This is a genomic window from Streptomyces sp. NBC_00513 (genome assembly GCF_041431415.1).
Lineage (GTDB): Bacteria > Actinomycetota > Actinomycetes > Streptomycetales > Streptomycetaceae > Streptomyces.
In genome coordinates this window covers 1,818,229-1,835,040 of record NZ_CP107845.1, presented here as the reverse complement: position 1 = coordinate 1,835,040, position 16,812 = coordinate 1,818,229, and the positions used below count along the sequence as shown (strand labels likewise).

The window sequence follows — 16,812 nt, the reverse complement described above, 5'->3', positions numbered from 1 at the left end:
CCCCCGACGCATCCCAGGAGACTGACGACGATGGCCGACCGGGTCACGGTGATCGGCTGGGACGGTTCGCCCTTGACCGCGGCCGCCCGGTCCGCGCTCTCCGCCGCCACCCTCGTGGCCGGCGCGGCCCACCACCTCGCGCTCCCCGAGGTCCCCCCGGGCGCGGAACGCATCCGCCTCGGCAGCCTCGGCCTCGCCGCCCGCCGGATCGCCGGCCACCGCGGCACCGCCGTGGTCCTGGCCGACGGCGACCCCGGCTTCTTCGGAGTCGTACGCACCCTGCGCGACCCCGAACACGGCCTCGAAGTCGAGGTGGTCCCCGCCGTCTCGGCCGTGGCCGCCGCCTTCGCCCGCGCCGGAATGCCCTGGGACGACGCCCAGGTCGTCGTGGCCCACCCCCGCACCCTGCGCCGCGCCGTCAACGTCTGCCGCGCCCACGGCAAGGTCGCCGTCCTCACCTCACCCGGAGCGGGCCCCGCCGAACTGGCCCTGCTGCTCGGCGGAGTCCACCGGACCTTCGTCATCTGCGAGGAACTCGGCACCGAACGGGAACGCGTCACCGTCCTCACCTCCGACCGGGTCGCCGACCACACCTGGCGCGACCCCAACGTCGTCATCGTCATCGGCGGCGCAGCCCAGGCCGGCGGCGTCGCGGCCGAACCCGGCTGGCTGCTCGGCCATGCCGCCGGAGGCGACCGGGGGTGGGCCCGACCACAGGCCGACACCGGCGAGGGCGAGTCCGCCCTGCTGCGGGCCGCCCAGCTCGCCCGACTCGGCCCGCGCCCCGGCGACCTCGTCTGGGACATCGGCACCGGCTCCGGCACCCTCGCCCTGGACGCCGCCGCGTTCGGAGCCGCCGTCATCGCCGTCGACGCGGACCCGCACGCCTGCGCCCGCCTCGTCACCGCCGCCCGCGGCCGGGGCACACAGCTCCAGATCGTGAACGGCCGTGCGCCCCACGTCCTCGAAGACCTGCCCGAACCCGACGTCGTGCGGGTCGGCGGAGGCGGAGCCGAGGTCGTCGCCGCCGTCGCGGACCGGCGCCCCGAGCGGATCGTCAGCCACGCCTCGACCCGCGACGAGGCCGAGGCCATCGGCCGCACCCTCACCGAACACGGGTACGCCGTCGAGTGCGCGCTGCTCCAGTCCGTCGGCCTCGACACCCGCTCCTGGAGCGAACGGCAGCGCTCCGTCGTCTTCCTGCTGGCCGCCGAACGCCCGGCGAACCGCCCGGACAGGACCTGAGGAAGGGCCCGGGGTAGGCTGACCGATCGGCTGTACCGCCCGCGGACCGCGCGACGTGGCGCAGTCCACAACGGACCGCGGTGATTTCTGGCCGACACGGCGGCCGGCGAGCGCGACAATGCTCAGTGGTTGTCGTGCGTACGGGCGAGACACGAACGCGACGCACGGCGGCCCCGCTCGTTGGTCACGTGGGCGTCGGGCGATCGAAGAGGCAACACCGATGGGCGAGGGGTACGCATGACTGACACCGGCCAGGTTCCGGGCGAGGGCCACCCGGACAACGCGGGCATGGTGGATCAGCAGAGCATCCCCGCCCCGGTCCCGCCGCAGATCCCGGCGGGCTACGCCTTCCAGGACCTCGTGGACAATCCGGCCGAGCCGGAGGACGAGGAACTGCTGCTGATGCCGAGCGGCCAGGGCGCGTGGAGCGATCCGCAGCTGGTCCCGCCGCCGGCCTTCCCGATCGAGCCGGCCCCCGCGTACGACGAGGCCCCCGCGTACGAGCAGTACGCGCAGCAGTCCGCGGCCCCGGCATACGCCGACCCGGCCGCCGCACCCCGGTTCCCCGAGCCGGCGGCGCCCGTCCACACCGAGCCCGCGCCCGTCCACCCCGAGGCGGCCGTCGCGCCCGCCTACGCCGAGCCCGCGCACCCGGGCTTCCCCGACGCCGGACAGCCCGAGCCCTTCTACAGCGCCGGTGCCCACGAGGCGGGAGGCCGGGACTCCGGGTCGCTCGACCTCGGCGGCCTCCTGATCCCGTCGCCGGCCGCGCCGCCCGTCCCCCCGGCCCCCGCGACCCCCTCCCGGCGCCCCCTGCACATGGGCCCGCCGGTTCCCGAGGCCGGCGGACTCGTGCGCTCCCTCGCCGACCGGGGCCCGGCCGCTCCGCAGACCCCCGTGACGCCGATGCCGATCCGCCAGGCCGGGCCGCCGACCACGGGCCCCGAGTACCTGGACATCCCGCGCGCCGAGGACGTCCCCGCCGCGCCGCAGGGCGAGATCCCGCCGCAGGCCGGTGCCCCGTGGGCCGCCGAGCCGGTGCTCCCGGCCCCCGAGGTCGAGCCCGTCGCCGTCGCGGTGGAGCCCGAGTCCGAGACCCCGGTGGAGCCCACCCCCCACACGCCGGTGGAGGCCGCGCCGCCCGCCGAGGCCGAGCCGGCCGACGCCCAGCCGGTCACGGCGAACGAACCCGAGCCCTTCGTCGTCCCGGAGCCGGCTGCCGAGGCCGTCGAACCCGCCGAGACGGCCGTGCCCGCCGAGGTTCCCGTGCCCGCCGGGGTTCCCGTACCCGCCGAGATTCCCGCGCCCGCCGACGTCGTGGAGGCCCCGGCGCCCGCGGAGGCCGCCCCCGCCCCGCAGCCCGAGCCCGCCCCCGAACCGGTCGTCGCGGTCGAGCCCCCGCCCGTGGTGGTGGAGGCCGCCCCCGAGATCCCGCAGCCCGTCGAGGCCGCGCCGCCGGCCGCGAACGAGGCCCCCGAGGGCGTCGTGGCGCCGGTCGAGCCGCAGCCGCTGCCCGCCGAGGCCGCGGAGAGCGCCGAAGCCGTGGCGGCGCCGGCCGAGCCCCAGGCGGTCGAGCAGGCGCCGGTGGAAGCCGCCGCGCCCGTCGAAACCGTCGTCACGCCCGAGGCACCGGACCAGCCCGAGGCCCCCGAGGCTCCGGTCGAGCCCGCGCGGCCCGAGGCCCCCGCCGAGCCCGCCGCCCCCGCCGAACAGCCGGAGCCGGACACGGCCGCCGCACACCCCGTCGAGCCCGCCCACCCCGTCGCTGTCGCGCCCGAGGAGGCCCCGGAGACCCCCGCGGCCCCGGCGGCCGCCGAACCCGTCGAGGTCGAGGTGCCCGAACCCCTCGCCGCCGCCCCCGTCGGCGAGCCGGCCCCCGCCGGCTACGACGAGGCCGAGCGCGACGCCATCCAGCGGGTCATGCGCGAACGCCGCGACATCCGCAAGGGCTTCCGCTCCGACCCGATCCCGCACGAGGTGCTGCTGCGCGTCCTGGAGGCGGCCCACACCGCCCCCAGCGTCGGCCACTCCCAGCCCTGGGACTTCGTCGTCATCAGGTCCGCCGAGACCCGCCGGACGATGCACGAACTCGCCCAGCGCCAGCGCGAGGCCTACGCCAAGTCCCTCCCCAAGGGCCGGGCCAAGCAGTTCAAGGAACTCAAGATCGAGGCCATCCTCGACACCCCGGTGAACATCGTCGTCACCGCCGACCCGACCCGCGGCGGCCGCCACACCCTCGGCCGGCACACGCAGCCGCAGATGGCCCCGTACTCCTCGGCCCTCGCCGTCGAGAACCTCTGGCTCGCCGCCCGCGCCGAGGGCATCGGCGTCGGCTGGGTCAGCTTCTTCGACGAGCGCGAGATGGTCCGCGAGCTGGGCCTGCCGGAGCACCTGGAGGTCGTCGCCTACCTGTGCGTCGGCTACGTCGACGAGTTCCCCGAGGAGCCCGAGCTGGCGCAGGCCGGCTGGTCCCAGCGCCGGCCGCTCGCCTGGGTCGTCCACGAGGAGACGTACGGACGCCGCGCGCTGCCCGGCGCGGAGCCGCACGACCTGCTCTCCGAGACGGTCGCCGGCATCCGCCCGCTCGACGCGAAGGCGCTCGGCGAGGCCTGGGAGCGACAGAAGCGCATGACCAAGCCCGCCGGGGCCCTGGGCATGCTCGAAATCATCTCCGCTCAGCTCGCCGGCCTGTCGCGGGTCTGCCCGCCCCCGATCCCGGAGCCCGCGGCCGTCGCGATCTTCGCCGGCGACCACGGGGTGCACGCCCAGGGCGTGACCCCCTGGCCGCAGGAGGTCACCACGCAGATGGTGGCCAACTTCCTCGGCGGCGGAGCCGTCTGCAACGCCTTCGCCAACCAGGTGGGCGCCGAGGTCTGCGTCATCGACGTCGGTGTCGCCGGGGACCTCCCCGCCACTCCCGGGCTCCTGCCGCGCAAGGTCCGACCGGGCACCGCAGACATGTCCGTCGGTCCGGCGATGACCCGCGAAGAGGCCATCGCGGCCATCGAGGTCGGCATCGAGACCGCCCGCGACCTGGTGGCCGCCGGGAACAAGGCACTGCTCACCGGCGAGATGGGCATCGCGAACACCACCGTGTCGGCGGCCCTGATCTCGGTCTTCACCGGGGTGGACCCGGGCGAGGTCACCGGACGCGGCACCGGCATCAACGACGAGACGCACGCCCGCAAGGTCGAGGTCGTACGGCGCGCCCTGGAACTCCACCAGCCCGACCCGGCCGACCCGATCGGCGTCCTGGCGGCCATCGGCGGCCTGGAGCACGCGGCGATCGTCGGACTCCTGCTCGGCGGGGCCTCGCTCCGTACGCCGGTCATCCTGGACGGCGTGAGCGCCGGAGCGGCCGCCCTGGTCGCCCGGGCCATCGCCCCGGAGGCCCTGTCGGCGTGCATCGCGGGCCACCGCAGCGCGGAGCCGGGCCATGTGGCCGCCCTGAACAAGCTGGGCCTGCGTCCCCTGGTCGACCTGGACCTCCGTCTCGGCGAGGGCACGGGCGCCCTGCTGGCCCTGCCCCTGGTGCAGAGCGCGGCCCGCGCGATGCACGAGGTCGCCACGTTCGACTCGGCGGGCGTCACCGAGAAGTAGCCGGCCCCGGCCGGGGAGCGGCCCGTCCCCGGCTCCGGAGCCCCGCCCGGGGCGCCGGGGCCGGTCCGCCCCCGGCCCGGTCGGCCCCCGCCGGGCCCACCCGCGCGGTCCCGATGCGGCCCCGCCCCGCAGCCCCGGGCACCGGCCCCCGGAAGGACCGGTCGGCGACCGGGTCGTATCGTGGACCCGGGCACACCACACCCCGCCCCACCAGCCGCTTCAGCGCCGCAGCGGCCCTCACCCCGCCGCATCAGGAGCCGCACCGCCATGGCACATCCCGCCTACCCCGTAGGACTCCGCCTGGCCGGCCGCCGCGTCGTCGTCATCGGCGGTGGCCAAGTCGCCCAGCGACGCCTCCCCGCACTCATCGCCGCCGGGGCCGACGTCCTGCTCGTCTCCCCGTCCGCCACGCCCTCCGTGGACGCCATGGCGGAGACCGGTGAGATCCGCTGGGAGCGCCGCCGCTACCAGGACGGCGACCTCGCCGGCGCCTGGTACGCCCTGATCGCCACCCAGAACCGCGAGGACAACGAGCGGGCCTCCGCCGAGGCCGAGCGGGAGCGCGTCTGGTGCGTGCGCGCCGACGACGCCTCCGCGGCCACCGCCTGGACCCCGGCCACCGGCCGTGTCGAGGGCGTCACCGTCGCCGTGCTGACCGGCAACGACCCCCGCCGGTCCGCCTCCGTCCGCGACGCGATCGTGGAGGGCCTGCGCGAGGGCACCCTCGCCGCTCCCGGCCACCGACACCGGTCCGCCCCCGGCGTGGCCCTCGTCGGCGGCGGTCCCGGCGACCCCGACCTGATCACCGTGCGCGGTCGCCGGCTGCTCGCCGAGGCCGACGTGGTCATCGCGGACCGGCTCGGCCCCCGCGACCTGCTCGACGAACTGCCGCCGCACGTCGAGGTCATCGACGCCGCGAAGATCCCGTACGGCCGCTTCATGGCCCAGGAGGCCATCAACAACGCCCTCGTCGAGCACGCCAAGGCCGGCAAGGCCGTGGTCCGGCTCAAGGGCGGGGACCCGTACGTCTTCGGCCGCGGCATGGAGGAACTCCAGGCCCTCGCGGAGGCCGGCATCCCCTGCACCGTCGTGCCGGGCATCTCCAGCTCCATCTCCGTCCCCGGCGCGGCCGGCATCCCGGTCACCCACCGCGGCGTGGCACACGAGTTCACCGTCGTCAGCGGCCATGTCGGCCCCGACGACCCGCGCTCGCTCGTGGACTGGGCCTCCCTCGCCAAGCTCACCGGCACCCTGGTGATCCTCATGGGCGTCGACAAGATCGGCCTGATCGCCGAGGCCCTGATCCGCCACGGCCGCCCCGGCGACACCCCCGTCGCGGTCGTCCAGGAGGGCACCACCGCCGCCCAACGCCGGGTCGACGCCACCCTCGCCACGGTCGGGGAGACGGTGCGCGCCGAGGAGATCCGCCCGCCCGCGGTCATCGTGATCGGCGCGGTCGTCGCGGTTCACACCCCCAGCGCCTGACCGGGCCGTTGGCACCACACCCAGGACAAGGCAGTATCACCCTGTGGCAGATCTCATCACCGTCGAAGACCCCGACGACCCCCGCCTGCGCGATTACACGGGCCTGACCGACGTCGAACTGAGACGTCGACGAGAACCCGCCGAAGGCCTCTTCATCGCCGAGGGCGAGAAGGTCATCAGACGGGCCAAGGACGCCGGTTACGAGATGCGTTCGATGCTGTTGTCCGCCAAGTGGGTCGACGTCATGCGCGACGTCATCGACGAACTCCCGGCCCCCGTCTACGCGGTCACCCCCGAGCTCGCCGAACGCGTCACCGGCTACCACGTGCACCGCGGCGCCCTGGCCTCGATGCAGCGCAAGCCGCTGCCGACCGCCGAGGAACTGCTCGCGCAGGAGTCGACGGGGCAGCGGATCGGCGTGTTCGAGGGATTCGTCGACCACGCCAACCTGGGCGCCGCCTTCCGCAGCGCCGCCGCCCTCGGCATCAGCGCCATACTGCTCTCCCCGGACTGCGCGGACCCGCTGTACCGGCGTGCCATCAAGGTCTCGATGGGCTCGGTCTTCTCGGTGCCGTACGCGCGCCTGGACCAGTGGCCCGCCGACCTGGAGAAGGTCCGCGAAGCGGGCTACCGGATCCTCGCCATGACGCCGAGCGAGAAGGCCACCCCGTTGGACCAGGTGCCGCCGGAGCGGTTCGCCCGCTCCGCGATCATGCTCGGTTCGGAGGGGCACGGCCTGTCGACGTACGCCCTGCGGGCCGCCGACGAGTGGGTGCGCATCCCCATGGCCGAGGGCATCGACTCGCTCAACGTGGCGGCGGCCTCCGCCGTCGCCTTCTACGCGACCCGCCCGCCCGTGTCCCCGCAGGCGTAGCGCCCGGGGTTCCGCGGGCCAGGGCTCCGCGGGACCCCGCTACAGCTTCTGCGCGGCCGCGATCCCCAGCGCCACGACCAGCGTCACCACGATGAACACGATCAGCCGCTGCCGCATCAGCTTCGGGTCCGGCCGCGACGGCCGCCGACCCGTCCCCGTCGTCCGCGGCGCCGGCCGCCCGCCCGTACGGCCCGCCGTGGAGCCCGGGTTGCGGGGGGACGAGGGCCGCGAGTGCGGCCCGCTGTGCGGCCCCGTCGCCCGGGGGATCGTGTTGCCGCCCGTACGCTCGGTCCGCTGGTCCACGTACTCCTCGGCGGGCGAGCGCTCCGTACGGCGCTGCGCGGGCGGCCGGGCCTCGCCCAGCCCCTGCGCCTCGCGCGCCGCGATCTCCTTCAGCCGCATCGACAGCTGGAGGGTGCTCGGCCGCTCCTCGGGATCCTTGGCGAGGCAGGCCCGCACGAGCGGCGCGAGCGCGTCCGGAACACCCTGGAGGTGGGGCTCCTCGTGCACCACCCGGTACAACATGACCTCGGAACTGCCGTGCCCGAAGGGCGAGTCGGCGGTCGCCGCGTAGGCGAGGGTGGCGCCCAGGGAGAACACGTCGGTCGCGGGGGTGACGGCCGCCCCGCGCACCTGCTCGGGCGCGAGGAAGCCGGGGGAGCCGACGGCGGTGCCCACATGGGTGAGGGTGCTCGCCCCGGTGGCCCACGCGATCCCGAAGTCGATGATCCGCGGCCCCTTGGGGGACAGAAGAATGTTCGAGGGCTTGAGGTCGCGGTGGACGACGCCGGCCTCGTGCACGGCGACCAGGCCCTCCGACAGCGCGGCGCCGATGGCGGCGATCTGCGCGGCCGTGAGCGGACCCTCCTCGGCCACCTTGTCGTGCAGGGAGGGACCCGGAACGTACTGGGTCGCGAACCAGGGCCGCTCGGCCTCCAGGTCGGCGGCGACCAGCCGCGCCGTGCACCCGCCCCGGATCCGCCGCGCGGCGGACACCTCGCGGGCGAAACGGGAGCGGAACTCCTGGTCCTCGGCCAGATCCGGCCGGATGACCTTGAGCGCGACACGCTGTCCGCGCCGGTCGGAGCCCAGGTAGACCACGCCCATGCCGCCGGCGCCGAGCCGCCGGTGCAGCCTGAACGAACCGACGACACGCGGGTCCTCGCGCCGGAGCCGCATCATCGCCATGTCCACCCCGCTGCCCGGTCGTCCTGCTGACGTGCCACAGCTTACGGACCATCCGCCATCGGCGCTCAGAGGCCGCGCCCTCGCCGGGAGATTCGATTGTCAGTGCGGGGCAAGCCACTTGAGGGTTGTTCAGGTGAAGCCCCGGTACTTCGTCCCGTGGGCCGCCGGATGCCCAAACGGCCGTACCGGCAAGGGGATTGGCCCCGTACCGGGCCGATCCGGCGGCCGTGCCGGAGTGGATCACGCACGGAGTCGCCGCCGGCTTGATCCACACCACGCGGGAGGACACACGTGTGCGGGGAGTGACGGAAGTGAGCGAAGTCACTACCCTCCGGTCATCCCCTCCGGGATGACCCTCACGGCGGAGAGTCGGTCTCCACCCAGGGGAGTAGTCGGGGGGTGACCCCGTCATCCTCCTGGAGGCCTGCCAATGGGTACGGAGGCATGAGGCCAGGCGCCCGACGGCCGCCTAGTGTTGAAGACAAGCGGCGGGTGGCGCACTCGTCCCCCGAGGTCACAAGCCCGCCGCTGCCAAACGACAGGGAGAGGGCCATGGCGGACATCGCACGGCAGGGACGCAAGGCATTCGCGTTCAACGGCCATGAGTCCGGCAAGCGGCACCCACTGGTGGCCGCCGCCATGGTCCTCCCTCTGGCCGCCGTCCTGCTCTTCGTCTTCGGAGGATTTGACCAGGTGGCGGCACAGGCGTCGTCCGTGGGCGCGATGCTGGGGCGCTGAGCGGCGCCCCGGGTCCGGGAGAGCGGCCCGGGCCGGGACATCGGCCTGTCGAACCCCGTGGGGACGGGGGCGCGACGGACGGCAGGTGAAGGGTGCTGCCCGTACGACTGGGGAGTCGGACGGGCAGCACCCTTTCTCACGCGCCCACTCATGCGTCGTCCCACGCGGCACCACGCGACTTTCACGCGACCGGCCCCGCCGACGAGCGGGACACGGGCTTGCTCCGGACGCCCACACCCGCACCCGAGTCCGTAACCTCCTCCTGGGACCGCGGTCGCGCCCGGCGGCGGCGGGGCGACACCGGAGCCGGCCACCATGACCCAGGACGACACCACCTGGCGCCTGATGCGCGAGGACGTGCTGCTCGGCACGATCACCGTCGAGGACACCGACTTCCCCTGGATGTACGGCCGCTTCACCGCCGAGCCCGCCTTCGCCGAGGTGAAGCCGTGGTTCGACGCCGTCCGGGAGACGATGGCCGCCGAGGTCTACGACGAACGGTTCGATGCCGCCTACGCCCCCATCGCGCGGACGCTGACCCTCGTCTCCCCCTCGGGTCCGGTGGCGGACTTCCTGCTCCACATCGACGGGACGACCGCATGGTTTCGCTGAACGACCGGCCGGCGGGCCTGCCCGCGGCCCTCGCCGCGTACGCGGCGACCGTGTGGCCCGACACCCCGCCCCACCCGTACGTCCTCCTCGCCGACCGGGACGACGGCACCGTCGTGCGCTGCGGCGCCGCCGTGGTCAAGGCGCACGCCGAGGACACCGACCGGGGTGGTCTCGCCGTCCGGATGCGGATCGCGGGGGAGCGGGCATTGGCCGAGGTGTTGCTGCCGCCGCTGTCCGTGGAGGCCGGGCACGTCCTACGACGCCCCGTCTCGCTGTGGCCGTACGGAGCCCCGGTGGATCCCGCGCGCCCCGAGGACGCCCCGTGGGAGGAGGTGGCCCGACTGCTGGCGGCCCTCCACCGCGTCCCCGTGCACACGCTCCCCGGACCGGTTCCCCCGATGCGCGGCCCGGCCAAGGTCGCCCGCGCCCTGCGCCGCCTCGCCGAGGCCCTGCCCGACGCCGCGCCGCGGGTTCCCCGGGGCGTTCCGGGTCCCGCCGACGCCCGGGTCGTGTGGAAGGCCGCGCGGACCCTGCCCGGGTGGGCGCGCGGGGCGGGGGAGCCGCCCCGCGGCGGGGCCCTGTGCCACGGGGACCTGCACCTCGGGCAACTGGTGCGCTGCCCGGCCCCGGACGGCGCCTGGCGGCTCATCGACGTCGACGACCTCGGGGTCGGCGTCCCCGCCTGGGACCTGGCCCGCCCCGCGGCCTGGTACGCCGCCGGCCTGCTCGCCCCGGAGGACTGGCTGTGTTTCCTCGACGCCTACCGGGCCGCCGGGGGGCCCGCCGCCGGGCCCCCCGGCACCGACCCCTGGCCGGAACTCGACGTCGTCGCCCGGGCCCTGACCGTACAGACCGCCGCCCTCGCACTGGCCAAGGCGGCGGCCGGGAACCGGGACCTCGACGAGGGGGAGCGGCTGATGCTGGACGCCTGTGCCCGAATTTCCGCCCTCCCGCCCGAGTTGGAGCCGCAGCCTCCGTCGTAGGGTGAGCCCCACGCCACCGGGGCGCCCCTCCGGTGGCGACGTACACGGCGAGGAGTTGATCCGGTCATGCAGTGTCCGAAGTGTCACGCGATGATGCACACCTACAACCGCAACGGCGTCCAGATCGAGCAGTGCAGCGGCTGCCGCGGCATCTTCCTCGACTACGGCGAGTTGGAGGCGCTGACCCGCCTGGAGTCCCAGTACACCTCCCAGCAGTACGGCCAGGTCCCGCCGCCCGCCGCGCCGCCCGCCCCCTACCCGGCCCAGCACGGAGCCCCCGCACAGGCGCCGGCCTGGGGCGCCCCGCAGCAGCACGGCGGCTACGGCCACGGCCATGGTCACGGCAAGAACCACCGCGGCGGCTTCGGCCGGATGCTGTTCTCCTCCTGACGCCGCGCGCCGAGTCCGGGGCCCGGTACGCACACGGACCCCGACCGGCCGGCGACCCCGCGGGCGCACCCGCCACAACGCGGAAGCCCCGACCGTCGAGACGGCCGGGGCTTCCGGATGGTGCGCGATACTGGGATTGAACCAGTGACCTCTTCCGTGTCAGGGAAGCGCTCTCCCGCTGAGCTAATCGCGCGGGAACGGCTTGAAGGCCGTAATTAAAGCACGTGTTGCGATGATACTGCGTGCGCGATACTGGGATTGAACCAGTGACCTCTTCCGTGTCAGGGAAGCGCTCTCCCGCTGAGCTAATCGCGCGGGGATCCTTGCGGATCAGTGGACGATACTGGGATTGAACCAGTGACCTCTTCCGTGTCAGGGAAGCGCTCTCCCGCTGAGCTAATCGTCCTTGGAGGTGGAGACGGGATTTGAACCCGTGTAGACGGCTTTGCAGGCCGTTGCCTCGCCTCTCGGCCACTCCACCATGGAGCCGCAGGGGTTCTCGGGAAGATGATCCCCCACTTCGAGCGGACGACGAGACTCGAACTCGCGACATCCACCTTGGCAAGGTGGTGCTCTACCAACTGAGCTACGTCCGCAGGTCACCGTGTTTGCTCCGGGGTGTTGCCCCTTCGCTCCCTGGCGACGTGTTGAACTCTAGCGGATTCCCCGGCCAGCTCAAAAACGCGTTTCCGCAGCGTGCTGCCGGTCGATCACCGCCGGTCACCCGGCCGTCACCTCACCGGCGGGATCCCGTCACCGGTCATAGACTCGCAGCCGTGCACGACCTGCCCCCCCTGGCCCGCTTCGGCGGCCGCCTCGCGACCGATCTCCGCGATGTCACCAGCGACCCCTCCGCCCTCGACTCCACCGGCTTCTGGGCCGTGGCCGCCGACTTCGAGGGGCGACTGGTCTGCGCGCGGTTCGGTGACGTACGCCCCGACCCCGTTCCCGCGCCGGTGCCCGGCGCCTGGCGGGGTCCCGCCGCCGACGGCTGGGTCTCCTCGCTCGACCGCGCCGCGTACGTGGCCGGCGTCCGGCGCGTGCGCGAGTACATCGCGAAGGGCGAGGTCTACCAGGCGAACCTGTGCCGGGTGATGTCGGCGCCGCTGCCCGACGCGGCCACCGCCGACGTCGACGCCCTCACCGCGCTGCTCGCGCGCGGTAATCCGGCGCCCTACGCAGGAACGATTCGGCTGCCGGCGCGCGGCGTCGAGATCGCGACCGCCTCGCCCGAGCTGTACCTGCGCCGCAGTGGCCGCCACGTGGAGTCGGGCCCGATCAAGGGCACCGGCCGGACGGTGGCCGACCTGCTCCCCAAGGACCACGCCGAGAACGTGATGATCGTGGACCTCGTGCGCAACGACCTCGGCCGCGTCTGCGCCACCGGCTCCATCGCCGTCCCCGCCCTGTGCGAGGTCGAGGAGCACCCCGGGCTGGTCCACCTCGTGTCCACCGTCAGCGGTGAACTCGCCGAGGGCGCGGGCTGGGCGGAGCTGCTCGGGGCGACCTTCCCGCCCGGCTCGGTGACCGGCGCCCCCAAATCCTCCGCGCTGCGGATCATCGAAGAGCTGGAGACCGCCCCGCGCGGCCCCTACTGTGGCGGCATCGGGTGGGTCGACGCCGATCAGGGCACCGCGGAGCTCGCCGTCGGCATCCGGACCTTCTGGATCGACCGCGCGGCAGCGGGCGGACCCCGCCTGTGCTTCGGCACCGGCGCGGGGATCACCTGGGGGTCCGACCCGGACCGGGAATGGGCGGAAACGGAATTGAAGGCCGCCCGGCTGCTCGGCGTCGCCTCCGGCACGCCCGAGAAGCACGGGCTGAGCGCGGGGAGCGTGCGGTGAAGATCTGGCTCGGCGGCACATTGCGGGACGTGGACGACGCGAAGGTGTCGGTGCTGGACCACGGGCTGACCGTGGGGGACGGCGTCTTCGAGACGCTCCGGGCGAGCGAGGGGCAACCCTTCGCGCTCACCCGCCACCTGGACCGGCTGACCCGCTCGGCGCGCGGCCTCGGCCTGCCCGACCCCGACCTCGACGAGGTGCGCCGGGCCTGCGCCGAGGTGCTCAAGTCCAACCCGATGCCGCTCGGCCGGCTGCGGATCACCTACACCGGCGGGGTGTCCCCGCTCGGATCCGATCGCGGCGAGGCGGGTCCCACCCTGATCGTGGCGGTCGGCCCGACGACCCGCCGCCCGGACACCACCGCCGTGATCACCGTGCCGTGGGTGCGCAACGAGCGCTCGGCCGTGACCGGACTGAAGACCACCTCGTACGCCGAGAACGTGGTGGCGCTCGCCCGCGCGCACGCGGCCGGCGCCAGTGAGGCCCTGTTCGGCAACACCGTCGGGCGGCTCTGCGAGGGCACCGGCTCCAACGTCTTCGTGGTCCTCGACGGACAGGCGCACACCCCGCCGGTCTCCTCGGGGTGCCTCGCGGGCATCACCCGGGCCCTGACCGTGCGGTGGATCGGCGCCAAGGAGACCGACCTGCCCCTCGACGCCCTGGAGCACGCCGAGGAGGTCTTCCTGACCTCGACCCTGCGCGACGTGCAGGCCGTCCACCGGATCGACGGGCGAGACCTCGCAGCCCCCGGGCCGGTCACGGCCCGCGCGATGCGGATCTTCGACGAGCAGGCGGGCGCGGACCTCGATCCGTAGCCACCGTCGGGGACGGGCACTGTCGCGGAGGCCGCACGGCGGGTAGAACTCGACGATGACCACCACCCTGCGGCCGAGCGGGCCGCTTCAGCAGAGCGACGGGGGCGCGCGCTCGCGCCCGTACGAGATCCGCGTCAACAGCAGGCGCGTCGGCGCGCTGACGATCGCCACGGACTCCCCCTTCGGGCCCACCGTCGGAGAGATCCGCGACCTCGCCGTCGACGAGCCCGACCGCCGGCGGGGTCGGGCCACCGTCGCGGCACTCGCCGCGGAGGAGGTGCTGCGGGGCTGGGGCTGCCGTCGGGTCCGCGTGTCGACGCCGGCCGATTCGGCGGGCGGGCAGCGGTTGGCCGAGACCCTCGGGTACGTCGAGTACGGCCGCAACATGGTCAAGGAACTCCCCGCCGAGCCGCCCGCCGTGCGCGAGGGAGTGACCGGCAGGCCCATGACGCCGGCCGAGTACGAGGAGTGGGAGGCCCTCGCCCGCGCGAGCTACGCCGCGCTCTGGGTCGAGCGCGGCATGTCCCCGCAGGCCGCGGCCGCCAAGTCGGAGGCCGACCACGACGCCGACCTGCCCCGGGGACCGACCGGTCCGGGCGTCTCGCTGTCCGTCCTGGAGGCGGACGGCGCCACCGTCGGGACGCTGTGGGTCGCGCGGCGCGACGGGGGAGCGTACGTCTTCGACGTCGAGGTGGCCGAGGAGCACCGAGGGCGCGGCCACGGCCGGGACCTGATGCTGCTCGCCGAGCGCGTCGCCCTCGCCGACGGCCAACGGACCCTGGGGCTGCACGTCTTCACCACCAACACCCCGGCCCGACGGCTCTACGAATCCCTCGGCTACCGCGCGACCCGCTTCAACCTCGCCAAGGACCTGATCTGAGCGAGGGCCCGGTCACGGGGCCAGCAGGCGGTCGGCGATCTCCTCGATGCGGGCGCGCAGACCGTCCTGGCTCTTTCCGCCGTCGAGGCGCTCGCCGCCGATCACGTACGTCGGTGTGCCGGTCACGCCGATCGCCTTGCCCTCGGCCTGATCGGCGTCGACGATCAGGATGTGCCGCCCGTCGACCAGGGCGGTGTCGAACTCCTCCACGTCCAGCCCGAGTTCGCGTGCCACGTCCAGCAGGACGGGCTCGCCGACCCGGGTGAGTTCCGCGGTGCGGGCCAGTACGGCCTCCACGTACGGCCAGCCCCGGCCCTGCTCCACGGCCTCCTCGGCGGCCTGCGCGGCGGCGAAGGCGTGCCTGTGCTTCTCCAGCGGGAAATGGCGCAGCACGATGTCCAGCCGGTCGCCGTAACGGGCCCGCAGGGCGCGCACGTCGTCCAGGGCGGCGTGGCAGTCGGGGCACTGGAGCTCGCACCACACCTCCAGGACGACGGGGGCGGGAGTGGAGGCGGCGGCGGGAGCGTGGGAATCGGTCATGGGCACAGTCTCCCAGCAGTGTCCGAACCTCCGAGCACCCCCACCCACCGGTACCCGGGGACGAGGCGCGACCCCGAGATGTCCCGGAGATCGGCGCGGGATCGGTTCCGGGCGTGGCCTTCGCGGTGCCGCCCGGTGCAGGATGGATAGGGACAGAACGCCCAAGCCTGACAGACAGCTCTGCCCTGGAGGACAGCATGCTTGCCGAGACCATATGTTCCGCGGTGTCCGCGGCGGGCCTGGGCTTGGCCGCGGTGACGGCCTACCGCAAGCGCTTCCTGGCCGCCACCCGGATCGCCGCCTACTCGCTGATCCCCGTGGCCCTGGTGCTGACGGGCGTCGTGGAGTGGGTGTCCGGGATGGTCTTCAAGCCGTCCGTCTGGATCGGCTTCGGGCTCCTGGGCCTGTCCTGGCTGCTCTTCATGACCACCCGCGCCGTCGAACGCCGTGCGCTCGCCAAGGGCGGGAAGCCGCCGAAGGAGCCGAGGGCCGCCAAGGGGCGTCAGACACCCGAGGCAGTCGCCCCGAACGCCTCCGCGCCCTCCCTCGGCGCCGGCGCGCCCCGACCCGCCGCGGGCCAGGCCCCGGCGGCGCCCGCGGACGACTTCTCCGACATCGAGGCGATCCTCAAGAAGCACGGCATCTGATCCGGCCGGGCGCCCGGCCGCCGGGCGCCCGCCGGCGCGTGTACGAACGGACGGGAACTGACGAACTCCCGCGTGTTCGTTGGCGTGTTGATCGCCGAATCGGGTCGCGCTGCGCGATCATCGCCCCGACATGCTCGACACATCGCAGGGTGAGCCGCAGGCTCCCGCCCCCGTCGCCGAGGCCCCCGTCGCCCCAGAAGGACGTGGTTGTCTCTACGCGCTCTCCCAGCCGCCCTTGATGATCTTCCTAGGGGTGATCGGAACCCTGCTGCTGCTCGCCGCCATGCACGACCTCTTCCTGCTCTGAACCGTGCGCGTCGGCTTCCTTGCGGCGCGCCCGGTACGCCGCCACGTGCAACCGGTTTCCGCAGGTCCGGCTGTCGCAGTAGCGACGCGACCGGTTCCGGGACAGGTCCACGAAGGCGCGCCGACAGTCGGGGGCCTCGCAGCGGCGCAGCCGTTCCTCCTCGCCGGAGACCACGATGAACGCCAGCGCCATGCCGCCGTCCGCGGCCAGGTGGTCACCCAGCGAGGCGCCCGGCGCGAAGTAGTGCACGTGCCAGTCGTAGCCGTCGTGGTCGGTCAGGCGTGGGGTGGTGCCCGCCGTGGCCACCAGTTCGTTGATCTGCGTGGCGGCCGCGCGCGAGTTCGGTGCCGCGAACACCTGGGCGAACTTGCCGCGCACCGTGCGCACCCCGGACAGGTCGCGGGCGCCGAGCTCGCCCACGTCGCTGATCGCGTACTCGCGGACGAATCCGCGCAGTGCGCCCAGATCCGACAGCCCGTCCGTGCGGCCGGGCTCGGCCGCGGTGTTCACCAGCGCGACGACGACGTCGAGCGCGCGACGGGTGTCGTGGGGGATCTGCACGAGGTCTCCCTGTAGGGCGGGCCTGCGACGACGTGCCTGCCGTCACTTGGGGGCCGACTCTAGCGGGTCCTCCGTGAAGCGCACCGGCGCCGCTCTCGCGGTT

General features: G+C 74.3%; 16 protein-coding genes and 5 tRNA genes. 13 read left to right on the top strand and 8 right to left on the bottom strand.

What is annotated here, in order from left to right; genetic code table 11:
- Nucleotides 1-30 precede the first annotated feature (30 nt).
- From cbiE to OHA84_RS08695, 4 genes are all read left to right on the top strand, one after another.
- Nucleotides 31-1,245: a precorrin-6y C5,15-methyltransferase (decarboxylating) subunit CbiE gene (gene cbiE / locus OHA84_RS08710; RefSeq protein ID WP_053681949.1), complete on the top strand. Its 1,215-nt coding sequence runs from the start codon at nt 31-33 to the stop codon at nt 1,243-1,245.
- A 237-nt stretch (nt 1,246-1,482) separates the two neighbouring features.
- Entirely contained in the window at nt 1,483-4,845 is a 3,363-nt protein-coding gene (gene cobT / locus OHA84_RS08705) for a nicotinate-nucleotide--dimethylbenzimidazole phosphoribosyltransferase (protein ID WP_266972332.1), read from the top strand.
- Nucleotides 4,846-5,112: 267 nt separating this feature from the next.
- Nucleotides 5,113-6,330, top strand: coding sequence for a uroporphyrinogen-III C-methyltransferase (cobA, locus tag OHA84_RS08700; RefSeq protein ID WP_053684369.1), 1,218 nt, complete (start codon nt 5,113-5,115; stop codon nt 6,328-6,330).
- A 43-nt stretch (nt 6,331-6,373) separates the two neighbouring features.
- Nucleotides 6,374-7,204: an RNA methyltransferase gene (locus tag OHA84_RS08695; RefSeq protein WP_053684371.1), complete on the top strand. Its 831-nt coding sequence runs from the start codon at nt 6,374-6,376 to the stop codon at nt 7,202-7,204.
- 39 nt (nt 7,205-7,243) lie between these two features.
- Here the strand turns inward: OHA84_RS08695 and OHA84_RS08690 are convergent, their stop codons facing one another.
- A complete protein-coding gene (locus tag OHA84_RS08690) occupies nt 7,244-8,392 on the bottom strand; it encodes a serine/threonine-protein kinase (protein ID WP_053684402.1) in 1,149 nt (382 codons plus the stop codon).
- A 552-nt stretch (nt 8,393-8,944) separates the two neighbouring features.
- Here OHA84_RS08690 and OHA84_RS08685 point away from each other — a divergent pair.
- The 4 genes from OHA84_RS08685 to OHA84_RS08670 all read left to right on the top strand — a co-directional run bounded on the left by OHA84_RS08685 (nt 8,945) and on the right by OHA84_RS08670 (nt 11,115).
- Nucleotides 8,945-9,130 carry a hypothetical protein gene (locus OHA84_RS08685; protein WP_053684373.1) on the top strand — a complete coding sequence of 62 codons (186 nt, stop codon included), beginning with the start codon at nt 8,945-8,947 and terminating at the stop codon, nt 9,128-9,130.
- Between the two features lie 315 nt (nt 9,131-9,445).
- Nucleotides 9,446-9,742, top strand: a complete 297-nt coding sequence (locus tag OHA84_RS08680; RefSeq protein WP_266951343.1) for a hypothetical protein — start codon at nt 9,446-9,448, stop codon at nt 9,740-9,742.
- Nucleotides 9,730-10,725: a phosphotransferase gene (locus OHA84_RS08675; protein ID WP_266972336.1), complete on the top strand. Its 996-nt coding sequence runs from the start codon at nt 9,730-9,732 to the stop codon at nt 10,723-10,725. Before OHA84_RS08680 ends, OHA84_RS08675 begins: the two co-directional genes overlap by 13 nt.
- Before the next feature lie 66 nt (nt 10,726-10,791).
- Nucleotides 10,792-11,115, top strand: coding sequence for a zf-TFIIB domain-containing protein (locus tag OHA84_RS08670; protein WP_266951347.1), 324 nt, complete (start codon nt 10,792-10,794; stop codon nt 11,113-11,115).
- 118 nt (nt 11,116-11,233) lie between these two features.
- On the opposite strand, the gene OHA84_RS08665 is transcribed toward OHA84_RS08670, so the two are convergent.
- The 5 genes from OHA84_RS08665 to OHA84_RS08645 form a co-directional block, all read right to left on the bottom strand.
- Nucleotides 11,234-11,308, bottom strand: a tRNA-Val gene (locus OHA84_RS08665).
- A gap of 50 nt (nt 11,309-11,358) precedes the next feature.
- Nucleotides 11,359-11,430: transfer RNA gene (locus OHA84_RS08660), tRNA-Val, on the bottom strand.
- 19 nt (nt 11,431-11,449) lie between these two features.
- A tRNA-Val gene (locus tag OHA84_RS08655) sits at nt 11,450-11,521 on the bottom strand.
- A 1-nt stretch (nt 11,522) separates the two neighbouring features.
- A tRNA-Cys gene (locus OHA84_RS08650) sits at nt 11,523-11,596 on the bottom strand.
- Nucleotides 11,597-11,638: 42 nt separating this feature from the next.
- Nucleotides 11,639-11,711: transfer RNA gene (locus OHA84_RS08645), tRNA-Gly, on the bottom strand.
- Nucleotides 11,712-11,891: 180 nt separating this feature from the next.
- Here OHA84_RS08645 and OHA84_RS08640 point away from each other — a divergent pair.
- From OHA84_RS08640 to OHA84_RS08630, 3 genes are read left to right on the top strand one after another with little or no spacing between them, the layout of a single operon-like run.
- Entirely contained in the window at nt 11,892-12,959 is a 1,068-nt protein-coding gene (locus OHA84_RS08640; RefSeq protein ID WP_053684381.1) for a chorismate-binding protein, read from the top strand.
- Nucleotides 12,956-13,774 (top strand): aminotransferase class IV, encoded by an 819-nt coding sequence (locus OHA84_RS08635; protein WP_053684383.1) that lies wholly within the window; start codon nt 12,956-12,958, stop codon nt 13,772-13,774. Before OHA84_RS08640 ends, OHA84_RS08635 begins: the two co-directional genes overlap by 4 nt.
- Before the next feature lie 55 nt (nt 13,775-13,829).
- Nucleotides 13,830-14,654 (top strand): GNAT family N-acetyltransferase, encoded by an 825-nt coding sequence (locus tag OHA84_RS08630; RefSeq protein WP_053684385.1) that lies wholly within the window; start codon nt 13,830-13,832, stop codon nt 14,652-14,654.
- A 12-nt stretch (nt 14,655-14,666) separates the two neighbouring features.
- Here the strand turns inward: OHA84_RS08630 and OHA84_RS08625 are convergent, their stop codons facing one another.
- On the bottom strand, nt 14,667-15,194 hold the full coding sequence (locus OHA84_RS08625; protein WP_266951352.1) for a DsbA family protein: 528 nt from the start codon (nt 15,192-15,194) through the stop codon (nt 14,667-14,669).
- Nucleotides 15,195-15,391: 197 nt separating this feature from the next.
- Here OHA84_RS08625 and OHA84_RS08620 point away from each other — a divergent pair, with 197 nt between their 5' ends.
- Nucleotides 15,392-15,841: a hypothetical protein gene (locus OHA84_RS08620; protein ID WP_266951354.1), complete on the top strand. Its 450-nt coding sequence runs from the start codon at nt 15,392-15,394 to the stop codon at nt 15,839-15,841.
- A 130-nt stretch (nt 15,842-15,971) separates the two neighbouring features.
- Nucleotides 15,972-16,148: a hypothetical protein gene (locus OHA84_RS08615; protein WP_199826695.1), complete on the top strand. Its 177-nt coding sequence runs from the start codon at nt 15,972-15,974 to the stop codon at nt 16,146-16,148.
- On the opposite strand, the gene OHA84_RS08610 is transcribed toward OHA84_RS08615, so the two are convergent.
- Nucleotides 16,089-16,709, bottom strand: a complete 621-nt coding sequence (locus tag OHA84_RS08610) for a CGNR zinc finger domain-containing protein (protein WP_053684391.1) — start codon at nt 16,707-16,709, stop codon at nt 16,089-16,091. The genes OHA84_RS08615 and OHA84_RS08610 overlap by 60 nt on opposite strands.
- Nucleotides 16,710-16,812: the final 103 nt, after the last annotated feature.